Source organism: Serratia sp. LSHTC3 (assembly GCF_057197125.1).
On sequence record NZ_JBXUNP010000001.1, the window covers coordinates 211031 to 233487 of the forward strand.

A 22457-nucleotide genomic window follows, 5' to 3' on the forward strand; every position below is an offset into this window, starting at 1 on the left:
AATGACGCTATTTTTGGGGAGTGCGTAATGGGTTTGATGACGCCAGGCAGTTTGCCCCGGCTGGATGTCCAGCATCTCGACGATGAACAGACCGCGCTGGCGGTCAACGGCCTGAACCTGTTTTATGGCGACAAACAGGTGCTGCATGATATTTCGCTGCGTATCCCGAAGCACCGGGTGACGGCTTTGATTGGCCCCTCGGGCTGCGGTAAATCGACGCTGCTGCGCTGTTTCAACCGCATGAACGATCTGGTGGACAACTGCCGTATCGAGGGCGAACTGCAGCTGAACGGCGCGGCGATCTCCGGCGCGCAGATCGACGTGGCGGCGCTGCGGCGGCGGGTGGGCATGGTGTTCCAGCGGCCGAACCCGTTCCCGAAATCGATCTATGAAAACGTGGTGTACGGCCTGCGGCTGCAGGGCGTGCGCGACCGGCGTTTGCTGGATGAGGCGGTGGAGCGTTCGCTGCGCGCCGCCGCGCTGTGGCATGAGGTGAAGGACCGGCTGCGCGAAAACGCGTTCCGCTTGTCCAGCGGCCAGCAGCAGCGCCTGGTGATCGCGCGCGCCATCGCCATCGAGCCGGAGGTGTTGCTGCTCGACGAGCCGACCTCGGCGCTGGATCCGATCTCCACGCTGACCATCGAAGAGCTGATTTCCGCACTCAAGCAGCGCTATAGCGTGGTGCTGGTGACGCACAATATGCAGCAGGCGGCGCGCGTCTCCGACTACACCGCCTTTATTCATCAGGGGCGGCTGGTGGAATACAACGATACCGACGCGATTTTTACCTCGCCGCGCCAGCGCCGCACCGAGGATTATATTACCGGGCGGTATGGGTGAGGCGTTTGGGCTATAAACAAACGAAAGGCTGCATCAACATGCAGCCTTTTGTCTATCAGGGGCATCAGTAATTTGCGCGGATGCGGATCGCTTCTTCTACCCACTCAGCCAGATTTTCTTTGATGTGGTTATAGACATTGGTGCTGGTCAGGTAAGGCGGATCATAGGCTTTGGCGATAGCGGAGAGTTTTGTGTCACCCAGCTTGATGTGATCCAACGGGTTTTTACCTTTCGTGGTTTGGTCGCCGGCGCTGTCTTTCAAATTGTGGATATACACCACCAGCACGCCCATGCCTTTTTTCCAGGCCTCGCAGATTTCGAAATTAATCCATTTGCGATTAGCGGTATCTTTACCGGCGAGAATCACGGCGCAACTGCGATTGTCCAACTGGCTTTTGATCCAATCGGCAATGGCTTTATCGCCGCCTTTTTTCACCTCCTCCCAATCATTATCCGTGGCCGGCCGGTTACCTTCCAGCGTGCCCATTTCACGTATCTGAGAAGCGCGCCAGTTGTCCGGCTCATAATGGAAACTGTAAAAACATTTTCTGGTCATCGGGGGTTATCCTTAGTAATGATATCGATAAGTGCCAACAGGCATTTTTTCTTCTCCGCCAGGCTGCCCGGTTCGTTAAGCTGATCCAGCAGATTCATGGCGGCGGGGTGGCGGTGGTAGAGGGTTTCTTTCATTTCCTCCTTGATTTTTCGGTAGATCTCGGCGGATGCGCTGCCAGTACAACCGATAGGTATGCAGACGCAGCCTTGTTCCGTGGCGATCTGGAACTCTTTCAATAAACCGTCGGCCAGCACGTATTCGCCTTCGGCGTTGCGTTTGTTGCCGAACAAAAAGATTGCGATGCCGCTGAGCGAAATCATGTTCTGACGGTATTCGTGCCAAAGTGCCGGTAGGGTAATGCCGCCGCTGGCGAATTGGGGGAACGGACGCAGCACCAGTTGGCTTTCGCTGATTTTCCCTTGGCTGTCGTAAATGGCTTCCAGTGCGCCGTTGATCACCGCCGTGCCTACGCCCCAGCCGAAGCCGTTGACGATGCGGTGCTGTTTGCGGATAAGCAGGCGCGCCAGACGATGTATGAACTGGATGGACTCTTCACGGGCATAAGGATGGTAGTTGTCGGCGCTGCCGGAGATAAACACCGTGCTTTTCTTAAACTGCGTTTCGATGGCATACAGCAGGTCGGTGATTTGCCGATAGTCATCCACCAGCAGCGTTTGAATGCCGTAACGGCGCAGATCGTTGATCATCAAGCTTTGTTTACGGCTGTTGTAGTCACAGGACGCCTGATCTTCACTGCCGCTGTCGCCGAGCTGAACGCGCCGCATAATGCAGTAGTGATTTCTTTTCCCTTCGGCATACTGTGCATAGAGGCGGCTCAACACATACTGCAGATTGGGATCTTCGAAGCTGAAACCGATAAACAGGAACGTTTTAGCGGTCAGTTCCGCCATCAGCATGTTGATAAAGGGAAGGTGTGTTCGGGAGTAAGTTTCGTATTGTTCGCGGGTGATAATCGCCTGGTTGGGATTTCTATAGTCACCATGCATTTTATATAAAACAACATCACGTTTGTGAATGTTATTGGTCAGGCTTTCCGGTGTGGTTTTAACGTCGCATACGCGATTATAACGGGCATAGCTTTTTTCAATCAGGTCGTCGTAGTTAGTGGTCCAAAGTGACGCTATCGGTAATCTGGCGATAATCCGGTGGTTTTCTGTTTCTTCCGCCTGTTCAGCGAACTCTGTAATGATTTTTTGATTTATCTTATGTCTGTTGCCTTTTTCATTGAGGTGATACTGCGCCAGGGAAATAAGATCGCTCTCTTTTTCGATATCCAGCTCCAGTTCATAAGCGATATCGCCGATAAGCTCTTTCCAGCTGACGAAACCGGCGGGGATGGACAGCCCGGCGCCGGCAAACAGCGCAGCGCTGCCAGCCTTAATATCATTAACGTAATCACGAATAAACAGTTCTATATCACGGTTAAACATGAGATTATTCCCGATATTTTTTCTTTATTGATTAACTAATAACTATGTTTTTTATGAATTAATTATGCGAATAGAACTACCAAGATAAAAGGGTGAATTAACTTTGTAAACTCTGCTTGTTTGTTTTTGTCGATATTGAGCGTGTTATTTTTATATTGAATTTATTTGTTTTTATTATTCTTTTTTTTAATTTTAATATTAATTAAATGCGCTCTGGGTAATAAGCTGCAGTAGCTGTGGCATATGCGCATTTTTTCCGCGTTGTGATTTAGATCAAACAAAAATAATTCTCATTATTATTGATTGGTGGCATAAAATGTATATACTCCGCTAAGGTGTGTAAATTAATGTAAATGGATGTATTTAAATGTGTGCATGGAAGCCGAGGGTTTGGCCTGTGCTTTTGGTGTTTTGCAGCTCTGCGTGGTGCGCGGAAATCACCAGCCCTGCCGATCGCGACAGCATTACCCAACAGCAGAAAACGTTGCTGGAACAGGCCCAGCAACAGCGCGAGGCGCTGCAAAATAACGTTGAATTGCAGGCGTTACCGCTGCCTGTGCCGGCCGCCGCAGGAGCGGTTTGCCAGCCGGTGCGGCAGATTGTTTTTGAGGGCGCCGAGCATCTTTCCTGGTCGGTAAAAGAAAGCCTGGCGCGCCCGTATCAGGGGCGCTGCCTGACGCTGGAGCACATCAACCGTCTGGTGCGCGAAACCACCAACGCTTATCTGCAACGCGGCTATGTCACCTCACAGGCCTGGCTGCAGGAGCAGGATATCTCCCGCGGCGTGTTGATCGTCAGCGCCAGCGAGGGGCGAATCGAGTCCATCACGCAAAACGGCGAGCAGACGCCAGCGTTGAAGATGGCGTTCCCCGGTCTGGTTGGTGGCGTATTGAATCTGCGCGATATTGAGCAGGGCATGGAGCAGCTCAACCGCCTGCCCTCGCAACAGGTGACTATCGATATCCAACCTGGCGAGCAACCCGGCTTTTCCAACGTGGTTTTGCTGCGTGGCGCCACGCGCGCGCCGGTTTCTTTTTCTTTCGGCGCGGATAACAGCGGCCAGAAAAGCACCGGCACCGGACAGATGAACGCCGCCTTCTCGCTGGATAATCCGCTGCGTCTTGCGGATCAATGGTCGCTTTCCGCAGCGCGCAATAACGATTTCAGCCCGCATCATCGCAGCCGCAGCCTGAACGGCAGCGTCACCTTACCCTATGGCTATTGGCTGTTCAGCTATCAGTATGCCTGGAACGATTTTTTCCAGCAGGTGCCGTTCAACGGTGCCGCTTACCGCTATCAGGGCAATAACCAGACCCAGCGTTTGGGCGCCAACCGCACGTTGCTGCGGGATGGCAAACGTAAGCTGGCTGTGGATATCGGGCTGGCGCGGCGCACCACGGAAAATAAGCTGGCGGGGGAACGGTTGAGCGTCAGCAGCCCGACGCTCAGCATCGCCAGCCTGGGCCTCAATTACAGTACGGTCACGGGCGGCGGTTATATGACGCTGAACCCAACGATAAGCCGTGGGCTGCGCATGCTGGGCGCCACCGCCGACGATCCTGAGCGAAACGGGGCGCCGCGCAGCGAGTTCCGTAAGCTTGGCCTCAGCGCCAGTTATTTCTATCCGCTCGCCCCCTCTCTTTACTACCTGACCTCGGCCTACGGGCAAACCAGCGCAGACAACCTGTATGCCGGCGAGCGCATTTCCATCGGCGGGCAATACTCGGTGCGCGGCTTTAAAGAGCAGTACCTGACCGGTAATCGCGGCGCCTACTGGCGCAATGAACTCAACTGGCAATGGCAGACCTTGCCGGGACTGGGGGAGCTCTCTTTGACCGGCGCGTTAGACGCCGGCTGGCTGCAGGGGCGCGCCGGGCAGATAGACGGCGGCAGCGTCGTCGGTGCGGCGCTGGGCGCCACGCTAAGCGGCCGTTGGTTTAATCAGGCGATCACCGTCGGTAAACCGCTGACGCACCCAGACAGCCTGCAACCGGATCGTTGGGTGGCCTACTGGCAAGCCACCGTCACGTTATAACGCCAGCACACAGCAGGAACGCCCTCGGCGTTCACAACAACATCCTTTCGAAGGAATGAATATGGATAAGCTCAACCCTCCGTTGGCGCGGGGCGCCAGCTATTTGCTGATCTACCTGACGGCTTTCCAACCGTTGCACCCGGCGTTCGCTGCCGGTATCACCGCCGCTAACGGCAATACGCAGGTGGTTATCAAGCCGGGCGACGTACCGGTGGTGAATATCGCCACGCCGAACGGTGCGGGCATCTCGCACAACACCTATAAAGATTTCAACGTTGGGCCACAGGGCGCCGTGTTGAATAACGCCACGCACGGCGGCAAAACGCAGCTGGGCGTGGAGATCTACAGCGCGCAGGGCAACACCTACCTGAAGGGAAAACCGGCGGAGTTGATCATCAATGAGGTGATCGGCGGCAGTCGTTCCGAGCTGCAGGGCAAGCTCGAGGTATTCGGCAACAAGGCCAACGTGATGATCGCTAACCCGAATGGCATCACCTGCGACGGCTGCGGCTTTATCAATGCGCCGGGCGTGACGCTGACCACCGGCAAACCGCAGTTCGACAAGCAGGGCGCGCTGGAAGCGCTGGAGGTGAAAAAAGGCGGTGTCACCATCGGCGGTAAAGGGCTGGACGGTAGCGGCGCCGACTACGTCGATATCATCAGCCGCGCCACCGAGCTGAACGGCAAAATCAATGCACAAAATCTGTCGCTGACCCAGGGCGCCAACCGCATCAGCTTCAAGGACGGCAGCATCAAACCGATCGCCGGTGAAGGCGCTAAGCCCCAACTGGCCGTGGATACCAAGGCGCTGGGCGGCATGTACGCCAACAAAATCCGCCTGGTGGCCAATGAGGATGGAGTAGGGGTGAACCTGAAAGACCTCACCAGCAAACAGCGGGATATTACGCTGAGCGTTAACGGGATGATTGAGTTGGGCAATACACACGCCGCGACAGACTTGAACGCCAGCGCCAGAGAAATTCATATCTCATCGGGCGTGAAGGTTCGTGGGGAACGTGACGTGACGATGGCCGCTGATACGCTTAATAACAACGGTAATGTTACGGCACATCGCGATATGCGGGTGTTTGCCGATACGATACGCAATGTGGCATTACGTGATGGTGACAACACCGCATTGCATAGCAACAATAATCTTTGGATCCAGAAAGATGCTCAGGGGAATAAATCTAAACAGATAGAAAATCGCTCCGCGCGCATTCAGACCAATAGTGGCGATTTGGTTATTCGTACCAACAAGCTTGATAACGTGCGGCAGACATTGGCGATTTCTGACCAAATAGAGCCTGTTGATCAAGAAGGAATGCGATTATTTGGTAGCGTATTCAATGCGTATAAAAACGGAGATATAAAAAACCGACAAGATCTTTATAAAGAAGACATGTCGAAGTGGGAGAAATGGCTGCTACCTTGCACGACATCGGAGGAATGTACTTATGCAAATCGGCACTTAGCTAATTGGATACTCGATGAGCGAGTTCGAACCCGCGTTACCTCTAATTCTTCTCCTGCCATTATAGCGTCTGGCAAAAACAGCTACATTAATGCTGGCTCATTGTGGAATGATGCCAGCCAACTGAAGGCTAAAGGAGATATGATCCTTACAGGTAATACCTTCAGTTCCATCAACCACGCCTTTGGTACAAAAGAACGCTTCAACAAATTTAAACCAGATACGGAAGCTTACATCCAATATGAAAAGCTGGGATGGCCTTACCCCCCATTAAGTTATGTCGATACCGGAGAGCGAGCTTTCCGTTGGAGTTATGACGGTATAATTGATGGCGGTATGGTCGCTGATGGCAATCTGACTGCAGACTTCAAGAATCAGATCGAAATCAGAACGGTGATGCCCAATGAAAGCCAATTAAACGACATCAATACGGCTGGGCGCCCGGAAACTATCAGGGCAAAGAATGTACTCCTGCATGCGGCTAATATCGTCAATACCGATGCCATCAACGCGGTAGGCAACATCACCGCTATCGCCGAAGACCGCATCGTGCTGGGTCAAGGTATCCTTTCTGCCGGCAAAGAGCTGAATTTGAGCGCCGTTAATACTATCGATGTATGGCAAAGCGAACTGAAAGGGCAAGACATCACGCTTACCGCGCGTACCGGTGAGATAAAAGTTCACACCAGCGAAAAGCCTAATTACTACCATCAGAATGGTGTGCGTTGGCTGGGCAGTCTGCTGGCCTCTCGTGACCTGACGCTGACTGCAGGCAGCACCATTACGCTGCTCAATACGTTGCTGGCGCCACAAAGTCGCAATATCAGCATGACTGCTTCCGGTAGCATCTCTCTTATCAAAAATGATGCCGTACTGATGCGCGATCGTCCCGGTGAATATCTGCCATCAGACAAGCTGCAACACTACTTCAATGGCCTGTTGAACACAGGAAAACTGAACGCCACCGGCTCGGTCTCACTCAATAGCGGCGGTTATCTGGCGCTGCGCGGTGTCAACATCAATGCCGGCAAGGATGTGACGCTGCTGGCCGGGCATAATGCCGACCTCAACTACCGGGCGCTGGGCGGTAATTCTGGGCATCTTTTTGCAACCTCACGTACCCCAGAACTCGGCAGCAAGATACACGCTGGCGGTAATTTACTGATTAACTCGGCCCGCGACATCGGCACCCAGGGCGGCGCGCTCTCCGCCAACGGCAATATCACGCTGCTGGCCGGGCAGAATCTATGGTTATCGAATGTCGCCTATTCCGCCATTGATGCTGCCAACGACAACAACAAAGACGATCGCCATGTGGTCACTACCCTCAGCGCCGGGAAAAACCTGACCGCGGCGGCGAACAACCAACTGCTGACTTACGGTGCCAGGTTGACTTCCGGCGCTAACATGACGCTAACCTCCGGCGGCGATATGCGCTTCGAGGCGGTGCAAAACCACACTTACCGAGAAGGTGGCAACGAATTTACCGAAACTCGCACCCAGCAAGGGACCGAGCTGAATGCCGGTGGCCTGATGACGGTGATTTCCGGCGGCAGCATTCTGTTCCAGGCGACCAAACTGGTAGTGAAAGGGTTGGGGGCAAACTGGAAACCGCCGGTAGCGGTGACTGATTGGGGCAGCCGCATCGCCGTTGCCGAGCAGCAACTTCAAAATGCGCAGCAGCGCATTAATCAGGCGCAGCAGGATAAGAGTCGCGCTGAACAAGCGAAGCACGGTAAAAGCAATGAGTTAACTACGCTGCAGCGTGACATTAACTCGCTAAAACAAAGACAAGCGGAGGTAATCAAGAAATCTCAAGAGTTTACAGCCAAGCACGGCAAGCTAATGGAAATAAACGACTGGGGTTTATGGCAACAAAGTGCTGCCATCGCAGCCGAAGGTATCGGCATTACCCATGATTTATTGGAAAAGGAGAAGCGAGCGAATGCGCTCCCCAATGAAATCAATGCCGAACAATCCGCCCTCAATGATGCACAACAGCGCCTCTCTCAGGCCACCCAAGACCGCGATGGCGCACAATCACGTCTGACTACCGCACGCAATGAAGCTAAAAGCAAAGGGGCAGACGAGGCTAAGCAAAAAGCTCAGGTCGACGCCCACAACCAGGCTGAAGCCATGCGCGCCGGGAATATGGATATCGCCGCCAAGGGCGGCTATCTCTACGCCCAGGCGATGGAAGAGTCCAGCCATTACGAAAAAAAGGAAACCAAGCGCAAATGGTGGGGCAAGAAAACCGAGGTTAAGCAGACCCGCCACGACGTGACCAACAAGGTCACCGAGTTTACCGCCGCCGGCAATATCACGCTGATGAGCCGCGACGACAGCACCTATGAAGCCAGTAAAATCGCCGCCGGGCAAAACGCGCGCCTGACCAGCACGCATGGTCAGGTTAACTTCAGGGCAGTGAAGAACACTAGCTTCGAACAGACCGTCAGCAATTCGAAAGGCTTCTTTATCAAGCAGGCCAATAAAGGCTACGAAGACAATAAGTGGGTGCTGCCGAGCATTCATACCGGTGGCGCCTTGACCGTAGAGGCCGCCAAGGGCGTCAGCGCCGATGTGAAGGTAAAAAACGGGCAGGCGTTGCAAAGCGCTATCGACGCGCTGGGCAATACGCCGGGCACTACCTGGGTCAAAGATCTGAATAAGCGCAACGACGTGCAGTGGAGCAAGGTCAAGGACGCCTACGACAGCTGGGATTACAAGAGCCAGCACTTGAACCCGGCGGTGGCGGCGGTGATCGCCATCGCGGCCGCGGCGGTGACCGCAGGCAGTTCACTGGCGGCCACGGCGGCCTCCAGCGTTTCCGGCGCCGTGGGCGGCGGGGCGGTAACCAGCGGCGCAGTCACGGCCGGGATGTCTTCTCTGGCCTCCCAGGCGGCGGTCGCGCTGGTGGAAAACCAGGGCAACCTGTCGAAAACCCTGCAGGCGCTGGGCAGCAATGAAAACGTCAAGGCGACTGCCACGGCGATGGCGATCGGCGGCGCGCTCAACGGCTTCGACAGCGCTATGGGCTGGAGCAAGGACGCGGCGGGCAAACCGCTTAACCCGAACAACGTCAAACTGCCGCAGCTGAGCAACGGCGACTGGAGCAAAGTGGCGCAGCGGGTGGCCGGGCAATCGGTCATCAGCTCCAGCCTGAATACCGCCATCAATGGCGGCAGCTTCAAGGACAACCTGACCAATGCGCTGCTGGCGAACATCGGCAGCCAGGTGCAGGCCGAGGGTGCCAATCTGATTGGGGATAACGGCGAAGTCCTGGGCGCGGCCGGGAAGTCAGTCAGTCATGCGGTTGTGGCGGGCATCGCCGCGGAAATCGGGCGCGGCGACGGTAAAGGGGCTGCTGCCGGGGCGCTGGCGGCGGAGCTGGCCGGCGTCGTTATGCAGAGCACGTTGTTCGAACCGGCCAATCTCAACGAAAAAGAACGCCAGCTCTACCGTCTGCAGGAGGCGCTAAACGGCAATGAAGTAAAAGAGCAAACGGCACGAGTGATCGGGGCTTTGACCGGGGCGTTGACAACGCATACACCGGAAGGCGCCTACAGCGCTGCGGACAGTGCACAGTCGGTTTATCGCTACAACATGACCGAACATATGTTGATGCAGTATGCGCTGGATAATCAGAAAGACATTCTGGCCGCTGATAAAGGCGATGTTGCTGCGGCAAAACGTGTTGTGGCTCGCCGAGAGGCTGCCGCAATAGTGGCGACCGTCGGTGGTGGCGGTCTGGTACTTACTGCGGGGGGGATGACGTTGGTGGGCGCTGCGCCAGAATTGGTTCTGGCTGCAAGATTGGCGATTGCCGGTTGCAAAACCAACCCCGCGCTTTGCCTGAACCAAGCCGGTATTTATGCGGCAGATATTGTTGCACCTGAGGCCATCATTGGTACGGGAGCCGTAACCACCGGCAGCACATTGATTTTGGGTAAAACCGAAGACAGCGTGAGGAAGTTGAGCCGGCAGCTGGTGAACGCTTCCGATGAATTATATAAAACAAAAACGTTCAACACTCAGCCGGTTGCCGATTTTATCAAAGGAGAAACGGCAGCCGGGGCGAATTTGTCGACTAAAACGGCAGATTATCTGCGGGACATGCAGAAAGCTAACACTAACCAGTTGGTCAAGGTGTTTGATCCGAAACAGAACGAAAGTAAGCTAAACGTGTTTGGTCAGCAGTTCGAGCAGGTATTAGGTGAGGGCGGCAGCAACAAGCAAGGTAATACAAAAGTGTTTGCCACTGAGAATTTATCGAAACAGGCGATCTTCGATTATGCGCAATCTCTTACCGGAGGGAAACCATTAATAGAAGTCAGAAAAGATGCACTATGGACGGTGGTTTTAAATGAAAAAACAGGTGAGAAATTAACTCTTAGGAGTGTGTCAAGTAGCCAGGAAGATACCAAAGCACGTTGGACGATTGATATCATAGATAATGAACAGCTGAATGCGCTTCAAGGTAAAGTGAAAAAAAGAGTAGAAATCAAATTTCGATGAGGGCAACCATGTTGTATAGCGATGATCAATACAAACTGTTTAGTGAAGAGTTGGACGGTGCTTCCATTGGAACCGTATGGTCAGCTATGAGAGCTGATAATTTTGATAGGAATACATTGTCCTACGAAGAAAAGAAAAACTATTTTTTCGAATTAATTCATAACCTTATGGCTGAAGGAAGAGTAAGGTTAGGCAAACATGGCCAATTCCTTGAGGGAGACATTGAAGAACAGGTAACACATTACAAAGCTGTATTCCCTAAGACAGAAGAGGAATGGAAAACAAAAAATGAAGACATTTGGTTCTATGAAGAGGAATGCCCTGGTGGCCTTGTCTGGATTCATGAAGACGGCTACCAAGATTGGACGTAGTTACTGATACTGTTAGTGGCGTGATAAGCTGTTAACCGGTAATAAAAAACCCGCAAAAGTGGGTTTTTTATTACGCAGTAATAAAAATAATGTGTTTATTTTATTGGTGTTTTAAAATGATTCGGTTTGCAATATATGCACATTGCAGAAGTATTCGCTTTGATAATGAATATGGCGCATATATCGCTCTGCAATATCTACGATGAAATTGGGTTTTTATCGTCCCCGCCCCGTAACCCGCAATACCAACCCCACCACCAACAACGCAGCGCCCGAGGCATAGAGCGGGAACCAGCGCGTCCACCAGAGCGGGGAAAACAGCGGGGTGCTGTTGGGATCTGCAGGCGCGTAGCCGCTGTAGGTATTTAGACCGGCGGCGATGGCGAGCATCGCCAGGCCGATAAAAAGCAGCAGGTTTGAGACGGTTGTCATGGCATTTTTCCTTTGTAGAGGCAGAGGGTAACTCTTACTATCACTATTAATTATTTTTCGATTAATTATATTGGAGAATGTTACTTATTTTCGTATTCATCAGGTTGTTTCCTGACGATAAAATAGCATGCCTTAATACTAGCCAATTATTTTCCAATAAAAAACCCGCCTGGGCGGGTTTTCTCTTTTTTCTCGCGAATTGTCACTTCACCAGCGGCTTATCATTGGGAGTTTTGAACTTCGCCAGATATTGCGGCTGGAAGATGCACATGCGGAGCACGGTGCGGTATTCGCCGTTGACGAAGAACTCGTCGATCAGCTCGCCTTCCACGTTAAAGCCCAGCTTGCTGTAGATGTGGATCGCCTTCGGGTTCTCCTTATCGACGATCAGGTACAGCTTGTACAGGTTCAGCACCGAGAAGCCGTAGTCCATCGCCAGGCGGGCGGCGGTGCTGGCGTAGCCTTTGCCCTGGTGGGCGGGATCGATGATGATCTGGAACTCAGCGCGGCGGTGGATGTGATCGATCTCCACCAGCTCCACCAGGCCGACCTTGGCGCCTTCGTGCTCGATGATAAAGCGGCGCTCGCTCTGATCGTGGATGTGTTTGTCGTAGAGATCGGAAAGTTCGACAAAGGCTTCGTAGGGTTCTTCAAACCAATAGCGCATAACGCTGGCGTTGTTGTCCATCTGGTGGACGAACGACAGATCGTCCCGTTCCAATGGGCGTAACCTGACGCTGGCAGTGCTGGACATGTGGGCTCCTCTGTGCCGTGAAATTGTGCAAAGTATAACTTCACAGAATGGATGAAGGCGAAAAAAAACGGCGCCGCGTGGGCGCCGTTTAGGCAAGGTTCAGGCTGCGCGCATCAGTCGGCGGCGTGACCCTGCTCAGGCAGGCGTTCGCCGTCCAGCCAGGCGGCGCCATCGCGCATCGCCAGGCGGCCGTCGACGAACCAGCTCACCACCAGCGGATAGATCGTGTGTTCCTGGGTTTGCACCCGTTCAACCACGTCATCCTCTTCATCGTCAGCGAAAATCGGCACCTTGGCCTGCAAAATCACCGGGCCGCCGTCGAGCTGTTCGGTCACGAAGTGCACCGAGGTGCCGTGTTCGCTGTCGCCGTTGTCGATGGCCTGACGATGCGTATGCAGCCCCGGGTATTTCGGCAGCAGGGAAGGGTGAATGTTCAGCATGCGACCGGCATAGCGCTGCACGAACTGCGGGCTGAGGATGCGCATGTAGCCGGCCAGCACCACCAGATCGGGCTGATGTTGGTCGATGGCGTCCGCCAGCGCGGCGTCGAACGCCGTGCGATCGGCGTAAGCCTTGGCATCCAGCGCCTGGGCGGCGATGCCCGCCGCTTCGGCGCGCTGCAGGCCGTAAGCCTGCGCCTTGTTGCTGAATACCGCCACGATCTCGGCGGCGATGCGGCCCTGCTGGCAGGCGTCAATCAGGGCCTGGAGATTGCTCCCCTGGCCGGAGACCAACACCACGATCTTTTTCATCAGTTGATGACCACTTGTTGTTCGTCGGAAGAGGCAGTCAGTTTACCGATTTTCCACGCTTTTTCACCTGCCGCGGTCAGCAGCGCGATGGCCGCTTCCACTTCGGCTTCCGGCAGGGCGATGACCATGCCTACGCCGCAGTTGAAGGTGCGGTACATTTCATGACGGCTGACGTTGCCGGCCTGCTGCAGCCAGGTGAACACCGCCGGCCACTGCCAGCTGGCTTCGTCGATCACCGCCTGCATGCCTTCCGGCAGCACGCGTGGAATATTTTCCCAGAAGCCGCCGCCGGTGAGGTGAGCGATGGCGTGGACGTCCACCTTCTCGATCAGCTCCAGCACGGACTTCACGTAAATTTTGGTCGGCGCCAGCAGGTGGTCGGCCAGCGGTTTGCCTTCCAGCTGGGTGGCGGTCGGATCGGTGTTGCTCACTTCCAGGATCTTGCGCACCAGCGAGTAGCCGTTGGAGTGCGGGCCGGAAGCGCCCAGGGCGATCAGCGCATCGCCGGACTGCACTTTGCTACCGTCGATGATCTCGGATTTTTCGACTACGCCGACGCAGAAACCGGCCACGTCGTAATCTTCGCCGTGGTACATGCCCGGCATTTCAGCGGTTTCGCCGCCCACCAACGCACAGCCGGACTGCTTGCAGCCTTCGGCGATGCCGGTGATCACGCTGGCCGCAGTGTCTACGTCCAGTTTGCCGGTGGCGTAGTAGTCGAGGAAGAACAGCGGCTCGGCGCCCTGAACCACCAGATCGTTGACGCACATCGCCACCAGATCGATGCCGATGGTGTCGTGGCGTTTCAGATCCATCGCCAGACGCAGCTTGGTGCCCACGCCGTCGGTACCGGAAACCAGCACCGGCTCGCGGTATTTCTGCGGCAACGCACACAGGGCGCCAAACCCGCCCAGACCGCCCATCACTTCCGGGCGACGGGTCTGTTTAACTACACCTTTGATGCGATCTACCAATGCGTTGCCTGCATCGATATCGACACCTGCGTCTTTATAGCTGAGAGAGGTTTTGTCGGTCACTGCGCGATTCCCCACGACGGTTTGCGGTTTGAAAACTGTGCTTCCGATGTTGATTCCGGAATAAGGCGCGGCAATTCTAACAGCGCAGGCAAACGTTTGCGAGCGGCTTGTGAACCGGCTCTGCTTTTTCGTCATCTATACTGATATTCAAACTTTTGTTGATCCCGATCGGGCTATTGTGGGTGGCGCGGCGAAAAAAAGGAGGTATAATCCCGCGATTTTTTTGGCCGCAACCACCTTAATAGGAGAAAAATGATGAAGATCGTTGAGGTGAAACACCCGCTGGTAAAACACAAGCTTGGCCTGATGCGCGAAAATGACATCAGCACCAAACGCTTCCGTGAGCTGGCCTCAGAAGTGGGTAGTTTACTGACCTATGAAGCGACCGCCGATCTGGAGACGGAAAAAGTCACCATCGAAGGCTGGTGCGGGCCAGTTGAAGTGGACCAGATCAAAGGGAAAAAGATTACCGTAGTACCAATCCTGCGTGCCGGTCTGGGCATGATGGAAGGGGTGCTGGAGCACGTGCCGAGCGCGCGCATCAGCGTGGTGGGCGTATACCGCGACGAAGAAACCCTGGAGCCGGTGCCGTATTTCCAGAAGCTGGTTTCCAACATCGAAGAGCGCATGGCGCTGGTCGTCGACCCGATGCTGGCCACCGGCGGTTCGATGATCGCCACTATCGATCTGCTGAAGAAAGCCGGCTGTCACAGCATCAAGGTGCTGGTTCTGGTCGCGGCGCCGGAAGGCATCGCCGCACTGGAGAAAGCGCACCCGGACGTTGAACTGTACACCGCTTCCATCGATCAGTGTCTGAACGATAAGGGCTACATCGTGCCTGGCCTGGGCGATGCGGGCGACAAGATATTTGGTACCAAGTAAACATTTGAGCCGACTTAACGAGTCGGCTTTTTTTTGACTAAAACCTATAAAACCAATAAACCGAGGAAAAACACACATGACCCGTCGCGCCATCGGCGTCAGCGAGCGCCCGCCGCTGCTCCAGACCATTCCGCTCAGCTTCCAGCACCTGTTCGCCATGTTCGGCGCCACCGTGCTGGTGCCTATCCTGTTCAAGATCAACCCAGCGACCGTGCTGCTGTTCAACGGCATCGGCACGCTGCTGTATCTGTTCATCTGTAAAGGCAAGATCCCGGCCTACCTCGGTTCCAGCTTCGCGTTTATCTCGCCGGTGCTGCTGCTGTTGCCGCTCGGTTACGAAGTGGCGTTGGGCGGTTTCATCATGTGCGGCGTGCTGTTCTGCCTGGTGGCGCTGATCGTGAAAAAGGCCGGCACCGGCTGGCTGGACGTGATGTTCCCGCCGGCGGCGATGGGGGCGATCGTCGCCGTCATCGGCCTGGAGCTGGCGGGCGTGGCGGCCAACATGGCGGGGCTGCTGCCGGCGGAAGGCGCCAGCGCCGACTCGACCACCATCACCATTTCGCTGGTGACGCTGGCGGTCACGGTGCTCGGCTCGGTGCTGTTCCGCGGCTTCCTGGCGATTATCCCGATCCTGATCGGCGTGCTGGTGGGCTATGCGTTGTCATTCTTCATGGGCGTGGTGGATTTGACTCCGATCCGCGAGGCGCACTGGTTCGCGCTGCCGACCTTCTACACCCCGCGCTTTGAGTGGTTCGCCATCTTCACCATTCTGCCGGCGGCGCTGGTGGTGATCGCCGAGCACGTTGGCCACCTGGTGGTGACCGCCAACATTGTGAAAAAAGACCTGATCCGCGATCCGGGCCTGCACCGTTCGATGTTCGCCAACGGCATCTCGACGGTATTCTCCGGTTTCTTCGGCTCCACGCCGAACACCACCTACGGTGAGAACATCGGCGTGATGGCCATCACCAAGGTCTACAGCACCTGGGTGATCGGCGGCGCGGCGGTGCTGGCGATCCTGTTGTCCTGCATCGGCAAGCTGGCGGCGGCGATCCAGGCGGTGCCGGTGCCGGTGATGGGCGGCGTTTCCCTGCTGCTGTACGGCGTGATCGGCGCCTCGGGCATTCGCGTGTTGATCGAGTCCAAAGTGGATTACAACAAAGCGCAAAACCTGATTTTAACCTCGGTGATCCTGATTATCGGCGTGAGCGGCGCCAAGGTGCACATCGGCGCGGCGGAGCTGAAAGGCATGGCGCTGGCGACCATCGTCGGCATTGGCTTGAGCCTGCTGTTCAAGGTCATCAGCCTGTTCCGCAAGGAAGAAGAGGTGCTCGACGCGCCGGACGAACCGGCAGAGCAGAAGTAACGAAAAGGGCAGCCCAGGGGCTGCCCTTTTGACTGATGGCATTCGCCTCAGCTGCGAATTTTGCGGTACACGAACAGCACCACGATGGCGCCGATAACCGCCACCACGAAGCTGCCGAAGTTGAAGCCGTCAACCTTGCCGTAGCCGAAGAAGGTGCTGATATAGCCGCCGACCACGGCGCCGACGATCCCCAGCACGACGGTCAGAATAAAGCCGCCGCCGTCTTTGCCGGGCATGATCCACTTAGCCAAAATACCGGCGATCAGGCCGAAGATAATCCAGGAAATAATCCCCATTTACTGCTCCTTTCTTTTGTGGCTGAGAATAGCTTACTGCTGGGTGGCTGGCTGAGTCTGAGTATTGCCGTTCACCGCCGCATCGGTCTCTTGTTTCAACTCTTGCGCTTTGTTTTCGGCGCTGTTCTTGATGGCTTCGGTCTTGGCCTTGGCCTGCTCGGTCAGATCGTTGGCGCCGTTGATGGCGTCGTTTTTGATGGCCTTGGCCTGATCCACCAACTGCTGGCTCTGCTTGCCGGCGTCATCTTTGATCGCGGCGGCCTTGGCCTTGGCGTCGTTGGTGATGGCGTCCGCCTGCTTGGCGGCTTCATCTTTAATCGCCGAAGCTTTGTCCTTCAGCTGGTCAGCCTGCGTGGCGGCCTCTTTTTTGATTTCATCCGCCGTCGCTTTCGCCTTGTCCGTCAGATCGTCCGCTTTTTTCTGGGCGGCGTCTTTCATCTGCTCGGCGCTGTCTTTGGCTTTATCCAGGTTGGCGTCAACCTTGGACGAGTCATCACAGCCGGCAACCAACAACCCGATAAAGGAGGCCAACAGCACTTTATTCCATACTTTCATCGTCTATATCCTTGCAGAAACCTTGTTGATGGTGATTGCGTTTAGCCTACCTATACTAGGCCAGATTTGGCTTAAATGACAAATTTAACCTGCGCAGGCATGGGGTTAGGGAATGATATCGGATAATTCTTGCCTTGGCGGGAGCCGCAGCCAATCAAGCGGCGCTTAGGCATTGTTCACTATTGCGGCATAAGATCCTGCCGGTTCAACAGCGCCCGTTTTCTGTGTTAAACTGCCCACGTTTTTCTGCCAGTTTTGGTTGAGGTGCTTCTCTGAATACGCCGGCACAGCTTTCACTGCCACTTTATCTTCCCGATGATGAAACTTTCGCCAGTTTTTATCCGGGCGAGAACCCATCCCTATTAGCCGCGATCCAATCCGCCGTCCGTCAGGAACATGGCAGCTATATCTATTTCTGGTCGCGTGAAGGCGGCGGGCGCAGCCATTTGCTGCATGCGGCCTGCGCCGAGCTTTCGCAGAAGGGGGAAGCGGTGGGCTATGTGCCGCTCGACAAGCGCGCTTACTTCGTGCCTGAAGTATTGGACGGCATGGAACAGCTGGCGCTGGTCTGCATCGACAATATCGAATGCATCGCCGGCGACGAAGAGTGGGAGATGGCGATCTTCAACCTTTACAACCGCATCCTGGAAACCGGCCGCACCCGTTTGTTCATCACCGGGGATCGCCCGCCGCGTCAGCTGAACCTGCGTTTACCGGATCTGGCTTCGCGTCTGGACTGGGGGCAGATCTACAAGCTGCAGCCGCTGTCGGACGAAGAGAAGCTGCTGGCGCTGCAGCTGCGCGGCAAACTGCGCGGCTTCGAGCTGCCGGAAGACGTGGGCCGCTTCCTGCTGAAGCGGCTGGATCGCGAGATGCGCACGCTGTTTATGACCCTCGATCAGCTCGATCGCGCCTCGATCACCGCCCAACGCAAGCTGACCATCCCGTTCGTTAAAGAGATCCTGGGGCTGTAGCCGCTACCGTAAAAGAAAGGGCGCAATAGTCCGCGCCCGAATTCGAATTTACAAAATCTCCAGCACCTGCTCCGGCGGCCGGCCGATGCGCGCCTTGCTGCCTTTCACCACGATCGGGCGTTCGATCAGTTTCGGGTTCGCCGTCATCGCCGCCAGCAGTTGCTCTTCGCTCAGGCTGTCGTCCGCCAGCTTCAATTCCTTGTACAGATCTTCTTTTTTGCGCATCAGATCGCGCGCCGATGTGAAGCCCAGTTCTTTCAATAGTTTTTTCAGCTCATCGACCGTAGGGGGCGTATCGAGGTACAGCACCACCTTGGGATCGACACCGTGCTGCTCCAGCAGCGCCAGGGTTTCACGGCTCTTGGAGCAGCGCGGGTTGTGGTAAATCGTGACGTTTTTCATGGCGTTCATTCCTTGTTGAATCAGCTGCGCTGGTATTGGCGGAAGCGCTGTTGCAGTTGGCGCAGCTGGTCGATGCGCGCATCGTAGCGCGCCTGTTTCAGGCTGCCGAGTTTCTGCAGCGAGCTGGCATTGCTGAGCAGGCCGATGGCCTGATCGAGCCGGCCGGTCAGCGCCAGGCTTTCGGCGCGGGCCGACAGCTCTTCATCGCGCAGCCCCTGAGCGGCGCTGGCCTGCGCCAGCAGATCCCAGCCGTTCGGATCGTCCGGATGGGCAAAGGTGTAGCGGTTCAGGATCTTCGACGCCTGCGCCGGCTGGTTGCCTTCGACATAGGCGTTGGCCAGATTGAGCTGCAGCACCGGGTTGTTGTTCTGGGCGGCGTTGGCCGCCTGCAGGCGGGCGATGGCCTGCGGCGCGCGTTTCTGACCGAGATCGATGTCGGTCATCAGGTCGATCAGCCAGACGTTTTTCGCATCCTGCGCCAGCATCGGCTGAATGATGTTGCGCGCGTCGTCGTATTTTTTCGCTTCATAGAACAGAATGGCGCGGCCGTATTTGGCGGCCGCCTGTTCGCGCACGTTGCCCTTGCTGAGTGAGCCGAGCAGCTCTTCGTTCAGGCCGTAGCCTTCCGAGCTGTACATGCCCAGGGCGCGCACCTTGGCCATCAGGTAGTCCTGCGAAGACTGCACGATGTGTTTCGGCATCTGGTTGGCGCGGTTGCGCGCGTCGGAGAGGCGGCTGTCCGGCAACGGGTGCGTCAGCAGCATTTCCGGCGGCTTGGAGGCGTAGCGCGACTGATCCGAGAGTTTCTGCAGGAAGTCGGGCATCGCTTCCGGATCGAAACCGGCGCGCTGCAGCACCTGAATGCCGATGCGGTCGGCTTCCTGTTCGTTCGATTGGGTAAAGCTGATCATGCCTTGCTGGGTGCCGGCCATGGTGCCGCTCAGCGCCGCCATGCCCATGGTCGGGTTGGCCATCGCCAGCAGAATGGAACCGAGTGCGCCCACCCAGGTCAGCGGGGCGTTGCGCTGCTGATCTTCCATGGCGCGCGCCAGGTGGCGCTGGGTGACGTGCGAGATTTCGTGCGCCAGCACCGAGGCCAGCTGGCTTTCGTTGTCGCTGACGCGAAACAGCGCGGAATGCAGCACCACGTTGCCGCCGAAGAAGGCGAAGGCGTTGATTTCGTCGTTGCGCACCAGATAGAAATGGAACGGCGTGCGCACCGAATAGGCGCTGGCCACCAGCCGGTTGCCCAGCTGATTGATGTACTGGCTCAGCAGCGGATCGTTGATCAGCGGGGCGCTGGCGCGCAGTTGGCGCACATAGAAATCGCCCATCGCCAGCTCTTGTCCGATGCTCAGGGTGCCGCCGGCGGAGGTGCCCATATCCGGCAACTGGTCCTGGCTTTCCGCCTGTGCTGGCGCCAGGGCGGTGGCGTTCAGCGTGCTGAGCAGCAGCACCGCTAACGCGGTTTTGGTCAACCGGTTGGTCATAGTCAGGCGTTTCCCTTAAATAATCATTTCTAAGACGTCAGCAGCAGACAAGAGTTCTTTATTCCCGCGGCGCAATCCGCGCGAAAGTGCGGCGGCTCACAAACCGCGGCGGCGGCACCCATCACATCATAGTCAGCCGCAGGCGACAAGGAAACGTTAGCCGAGCGCGAATCGAGCAAAAAAGTTTTATTTTTCATTTTGAAGGGCGCTTTTTCGTCGCTGGCGACATGCATTTTGAATTGAACGCGGACAAAGTTGATCCGTGTTTTATTGACAGGATAAACGCAGACTCATATAGTCTGCGTTATTGAAGATTCACTGACGGTCGAAAACGGACATATGGCGTACATCACAACCAGCGTTGAATATGGCATCCACTGCCTGCTGTGGCTGGTCGGCGATAACCAGCGCGCGCTCAGCAGCCGCGAACTCGCCGAGCTGCAGGGCATCTCCCCCAGCTTTCTGGCCAAGATTTTTCCCAAGCTGGAAAAGGCGGGGATCGTCGCCGCCAGCGAAGGGGTGCGCGGCGGTTACCGGCTGGCCCGTCCGGCGGACGAGATCAGTTTTCTGGAAATTATCGACGCCATCGAGGGGCACAAGCCGCTGTTCGATTGCCAGGAGGTGCGCGGGCGCTGTGCGGTGTTCGATGATTCCCCGCCGGATTGGGCGGTCTCCGGCAAATGCGCTATCCATGCGGTGATGCTGCAGGCGGAGAAGGCGATGCGCGACGCACTGGCGGCGCAGACCCTCGGCGACGTCGCGGCCCGCTTTGGCCGCAAAGCGCCGCAAGGCTTCTTCGGTGAGGTCAACCTCTGGCTCGACGAACGCATGACGGAACGCACCGCGCGCAGCGGCAAAACGGCGCGCGCCAAAACCTAAGCTCCGCCTTTCCTTAAAAAAGCGAAACACACTTTTTCCCGCCTCTTCGGAAGGGGCGGGCGGGCCTTCTGCACCCTGTTACGGGAGCGGAACGGCATCGTTCATCCGAAAACACTGCGGGCACGCCTTATCGCCCGGTTAACCCTGTATGAAGGAGTCATCCCATGACGCAGAAAATAGTGATTGCCGGTTCCGGTTTTGCCGGTTTTTGGGCCGCCGTATCCGCCATGCGCGCCATTACCCTCGCCGGTAAGCATGACGATATCGAGGTGCTCATGGTCTCGCCGACCCCAACGGTCACCATCCGCCCGCGCCTGTATGAAGCGGTGTTGGAAAACATGAACCCGGACATTTCCGCGCAGCTCGCCGCCGTTGGCGTGCGACACCTGGCCGGGGTTGTTGAGCGTATCGATGCCGCTGCTAAAACGCTCACGGTGGCGCCGACGGCGGGGGAACCCCTTGAGTTGGCCTACGATCGTTTGGTGTGGGCCACCGGCAGCCGGCTGTCCGTGCCTGCGGTGCCGGGCTTTGCCGAATACGGTTTCAACGTCGATACGCTGGAAAGCGCTCAGCGTTTGGGCGCCCATATCAATGCGCTGGCGGCCAAACCTTCGACGCCTGCGCGCAACACTGCCGTGGTAGTGGGCGCGGGGCTGACCGGGCTGGAGAGCGCGGCGGAGATGCCGCAGCGGCTGCGGGATGCGCTGGGCAAAGACGAGAACGTGCGCGTGGTGATCGTCGATACCGCGCCGGAAGTAGGCGCGGGGATGGGGGTAGAGCCGGGGGCGGTGATACGCCAGGCGTTGGCGGAGTGCGGCGTGGAAGCGCGGGCCGGCCTGCGCGTCTCGGCCATCGACGCTGAGGGAGTGATGCTGTCGAACGGTGAGCGTATCGCTGCCAACACGGTGATCCTGGCGGCGGGCGTGCGGGCGCATCCGCTGACCGAGCAGATCCCTGGCGAGCGCGACGGCAGCGGCCGGGTGATCGGCGATGCCTTCCTGCGCGCGCCGGCGGCGGCGGGCATTTTCGTGACCGGCGATACGGTGAAGGCGGCGACCGACGATCTCGGTAATCACAACCTGATGACCTGCCAGCATGCGATGAGCCTTGGCCGCGTGGCCGGCCACAATGCGGCGGCGGAGCTGGCGGGGTTGCCGACGCATCCGTACAGCCAGCCGAAGTATGTGACCTGCCTGGATTTGGGGCCCTGGGGCGCGCTCTATACCGAAGGCTGGCAGCGCCAGGTGCGCTTTACCCGCCAGGAAGGCAAAAAGATTAAGCAGGAGATCAACACGCAGTGGATTTATCCGCCGGCGGCGGATCGCGAGGCGCTGTTCGCCATCGCCAATCCGGATTTCGTGATTGTGCCTTAAGGTCGTCAAAACGGGAGCGGCAA

At 56.6% G+C, this 22457-nt stretch carries 19 protein-coding genes; 9 read left to right on the forward strand and 10 right to left on the reverse strand.

The features are described 5' to 3' along the window. The first annotated feature begins 27 nt into the window (after positions 1–27). Complete coding sequence (pstB, locus tag AC2CGI_RS01000; protein WP_004941613.1) at positions 28–840, forward strand: phosphate ABC transporter ATP-binding protein PstB; 813 nt, start codon at positions 28–30, stop codon at positions 838–840. Positions 841–904: 64 nt separating this feature from the next. On the opposite strand, the gene AC2CGI_RS01005 is transcribed toward pstB, so the two are convergent. Both AC2CGI_RS01005 and AC2CGI_RS01010 read right to left on the reverse strand, forming a co-directional pair. Continuing rightward, positions 905–1396, reverse strand: coding sequence for a TIR domain-containing protein (locus AC2CGI_RS01005; protein WP_015378726.1), 492 nt, complete (start codon positions 1394–1396; stop codon positions 905–907). Beyond that, complete coding sequence (locus tag AC2CGI_RS01010; protein ID WP_015378725.1) at positions 1393–2847, reverse strand: SIR2 family protein; 1455 nt, start codon at positions 2845–2847, stop codon at positions 1393–1395. Before AC2CGI_RS01010 ends, AC2CGI_RS01005 begins: the two co-directional genes overlap by 4 nt. 367 nt (positions 2848–3214) lie before the next feature. Between AC2CGI_RS01010 and AC2CGI_RS01015 the strand changes: the two genes are divergently transcribed. From AC2CGI_RS01015 to AC2CGI_RS01025, 3 genes are all read left to right on the forward strand, one after another. Beyond that, entirely contained in the window at positions 3215–4882 is a 1668-nt protein-coding gene (locus tag AC2CGI_RS01015) for a ShlB/FhaC/HecB family hemolysin secretion/activation protein (protein WP_041922265.1), read from the forward strand. A gap of 61 nt (positions 4883–4943) precedes the next feature. After that, complete coding sequence (locus tag AC2CGI_RS01020; RefSeq protein WP_076741112.1) at positions 4944–10871, forward strand: DUF637 domain-containing protein; 5928 nt, start codon at positions 4944–4946, stop codon at positions 10869–10871. A gap of 8 nt (positions 10872–10879) precedes the next feature. Then, the gene (locus tag AC2CGI_RS01025) at positions 10880–11242 is read left to right on the forward strand and encodes a DUF596 domain-containing protein (RefSeq protein WP_076741127.1); all 363 of its coding nucleotides are present in this window, start codon (positions 10880–10882) and stop codon (positions 11240–11242) included. Between the two features lie 216 nt (positions 11243–11458). On the opposite strand, the gene AC2CGI_RS01030 is transcribed toward AC2CGI_RS01025, so the two are convergent. The 4 genes from AC2CGI_RS01030 to purM all read right to left on the reverse strand — a co-directional run bounded on the left by AC2CGI_RS01030 (position 11459) and on the right by purM (position 14217). Beyond that, the gene (locus AC2CGI_RS01030) at positions 11459–11674 is read right to left on the reverse strand and encodes a hypothetical protein (RefSeq protein ID WP_015378721.1); all 216 of its coding nucleotides are present in this window, start codon (positions 11672–11674) and stop codon (positions 11459–11461) included. 202 nt (positions 11675–11876) lie between these two features. After that, positions 11877–12428, reverse strand: a complete 552-nt coding sequence (speG, locus tag AC2CGI_RS01035; protein ID WP_004941631.1) for a spermidine N1-acetyltransferase — start codon at positions 12426–12428, stop codon at positions 11877–11879. Positions 12429–12541: 113 nt separating this feature from the next. After that, the gene (purN, locus tag AC2CGI_RS01040) at positions 12542–13180 is read right to left on the reverse strand and encodes a phosphoribosylglycinamide formyltransferase (RefSeq protein ID WP_021504400.1); all 639 of its coding nucleotides are present in this window, start codon (positions 13178–13180) and stop codon (positions 12542–12544) included. Further along, complete coding sequence (purM, locus tag AC2CGI_RS01045) at positions 13180–14217, reverse strand: phosphoribosylformylglycinamidine cyclo-ligase (protein ID WP_016926726.1); 1038 nt, start codon at positions 14215–14217, stop codon at positions 13180–13182. The genes purN and purM overlap by 1 nt, the downstream gene beginning before the upstream one ends. A 255-nt stretch (positions 14218–14472) precedes the next feature. On the opposite strand from purM, the gene upp reads away from it, so the two are divergent. After that, on the forward strand, positions 14473–15099 hold the full coding sequence (upp, locus tag AC2CGI_RS01050; RefSeq protein ID WP_004941642.1) for a uracil phosphoribosyltransferase: 627 nt from the start codon (positions 14473–14475) through the stop codon (positions 15097–15099). A 76-nt stretch (positions 15100–15175) separates the two neighbouring features. Further along, positions 15176–16465, forward strand: a complete 1290-nt coding sequence (gene uraA, locus AC2CGI_RS01055; protein ID WP_004941645.1) for a uracil permease — start codon at positions 15176–15178, stop codon at positions 16463–16465. 47 nt (positions 16466–16512) lie between these two features. Here uraA and AC2CGI_RS01060 read toward each other — a convergent pair whose 3' ends face one another. Together AC2CGI_RS01060 and AC2CGI_RS01065 are read right to left on the reverse strand one after the other, a co-directional pair. After that, positions 16513–16761, reverse strand: coding sequence for a GlsB/YeaQ/YmgE family stress response membrane protein (locus AC2CGI_RS01060; protein WP_004941647.1), 249 nt, complete (start codon positions 16759–16761; stop codon positions 16513–16515). A gap of 33 nt (positions 16762–16794) precedes the next feature. Further along, a complete protein-coding gene (locus AC2CGI_RS01065) occupies positions 16795–17316 on the reverse strand; it encodes a hypothetical protein (protein ID WP_004941652.1) in 522 nt (173 codons plus the stop codon). 272 nt (positions 17317–17588) lie between these two features. Between AC2CGI_RS01065 and hda the strand changes: the two genes are divergently transcribed. Then, positions 17589–18290, forward strand: coding sequence for a DnaA inactivator Hda (gene hda / locus AC2CGI_RS01070; protein ID WP_025159568.1), 702 nt, complete (start codon positions 17589–17591; stop codon positions 18288–18290). A 48-nt stretch (positions 18291–18338) separates the two neighbouring features. Here the strand turns inward: hda and arsC are convergent, their stop codons facing one another. Together arsC and bepA are read right to left on the reverse strand one after the other, a co-directional pair. Then, positions 18339–18692, reverse strand: coding sequence for an arsenate reductase (glutaredoxin) (gene arsC, locus AC2CGI_RS01075; protein WP_015378717.1), 354 nt, complete (start codon positions 18690–18692; stop codon positions 18339–18341). A gap of 20 nt (positions 18693–18712) precedes the next feature. After that, positions 18713–20182 (reverse strand): beta-barrel assembly-enhancing protease, encoded by a 1470-nt coding sequence (bepA, locus tag AC2CGI_RS01080; RefSeq protein ID WP_004941664.1) that lies wholly within the window; start codon positions 20180–20182, stop codon positions 18713–18715. A 339-nt stretch (positions 20183–20521) separates the two neighbouring features. Between bepA and AC2CGI_RS01085 the strand changes: the two genes are divergently transcribed. Then, positions 20522–21061 carry an RrF2 family transcriptional regulator gene (locus AC2CGI_RS01085; protein WP_015378716.1) on the forward strand — a complete coding sequence of 180 codons (540 nt, stop codon included), beginning with the start codon at positions 20522–20524 and terminating at the stop codon, positions 21059–21061. A 164-nt stretch (positions 21062–21225) separates the two neighbouring features. Further along, positions 21226–22434, forward strand: a complete 1209-nt coding sequence (locus AC2CGI_RS01090; protein ID WP_076741113.1) for an NAD(P)/FAD-dependent oxidoreductase — start codon at positions 21226–21228, stop codon at positions 22432–22434. Positions 22435–22457: the final 23 nt, after the last annotated feature.

Excerpts from the sequence above, each read along its gene's own strand:
- bepA (WP_004941664.1), bottom strand. The coding sequence starts at position 20,182 with ATGACCAACCGGTTGACCAAAACCGCGTTAGCGGTGCTGCTGCTCAGC.
- AC2CGI_RS01005 (WP_015378726.1), bottom strand. The coding sequence starts at position 1,396 with ATGACCAGAAAATGTTTTTACAGTTTCCATTATGAGCCGGACAACTGG.
- AC2CGI_RS01090 (WP_076741113.1), top strand. The coding sequence starts at position 21,226 with ATGACGCAGAAAATAGTGATTGCCGGTTCCGGTTTTGCCGGTTTTTGG.
- speG (WP_004941631.1), bottom strand. The coding sequence starts at position 12,428 with ATGTCCAGCACTGCCAGCGTCAGGTTACGCCCATTGGAACGGGACGAT.
- arsC (WP_015378717.1), bottom strand. The coding sequence starts at position 18,692 with ATGAAAAACGTCACGATTTACCACAACCCGCGCTGCTCCAAGAGCCGT.
- AC2CGI_RS01065 (WP_004941652.1), bottom strand. The coding sequence starts at position 17,316 with ATGAAAGTATGGAATAAAGTGCTGTTGGCCTCCTTTATCGGGTTGTTG.
- pstB (WP_004941613.1), top strand. The coding sequence starts at position 28 with ATGGGTTTGATGACGCCAGGCAGTTTGCCCCGGCTGGATGTCCAGCAT.
- AC2CGI_RS01015 (WP_041922265.1), top strand. The coding sequence starts at position 3,215 with ATGTGTGCATGGAAGCCGAGGGTTTGGCCTGTGCTTTTGGTGTTTTGC.
- AC2CGI_RS01085 (WP_015378716.1), top strand. The coding sequence starts at position 20,522 with ATGGCGTACATCACAACCAGCGTTGAATATGGCATCCACTGCCTGCTG.
- AC2CGI_RS01020 (WP_076741112.1), top strand. The coding sequence starts at position 4,944 with ATGGATAAGCTCAACCCTCCGTTGGCGCGGGGCGCCAGCTATTTGCTG.
- uraA (WP_004941645.1), top strand. The coding sequence starts at position 15,176 with ATGACCCGTCGCGCCATCGGCGTCAGCGAGCGCCCGCCGCTGCTCCAG.
- upp (WP_004941642.1), top strand. The coding sequence starts at position 14,473 with ATGAAGATCGTTGAGGTGAAACACCCGCTGGTAAAACACAAGCTTGGC.
- AC2CGI_RS01025 (WP_076741127.1), top strand. The coding sequence starts at position 10,880 with ATGTTGTATAGCGATGATCAATACAAACTGTTTAGTGAAGAGTTGGAC.
- purN (WP_021504400.1), bottom strand. The coding sequence starts at position 13,180 with ATGAAAAAGATCGTGGTGTTGGTCTCCGGCCAGGGGAGCAATCTCCAG.
- AC2CGI_RS01060 (WP_004941647.1), bottom strand. The coding sequence starts at position 16,761 with ATGGGGATTATTTCCTGGATTATCTTCGGCCTGATCGCCGGTATTTTG.
- AC2CGI_RS01030 (WP_015378721.1), bottom strand. The coding sequence starts at position 11,674 with ATGACAACCGTCTCAAACCTGCTGCTTTTTATCGGCCTGGCGATGCTC.
- AC2CGI_RS01010 (WP_015378725.1), bottom strand. The coding sequence starts at position 2,847 with ATGTTTAACCGTGATATAGAACTGTTTATTCGTGATTACGTTAATGAT.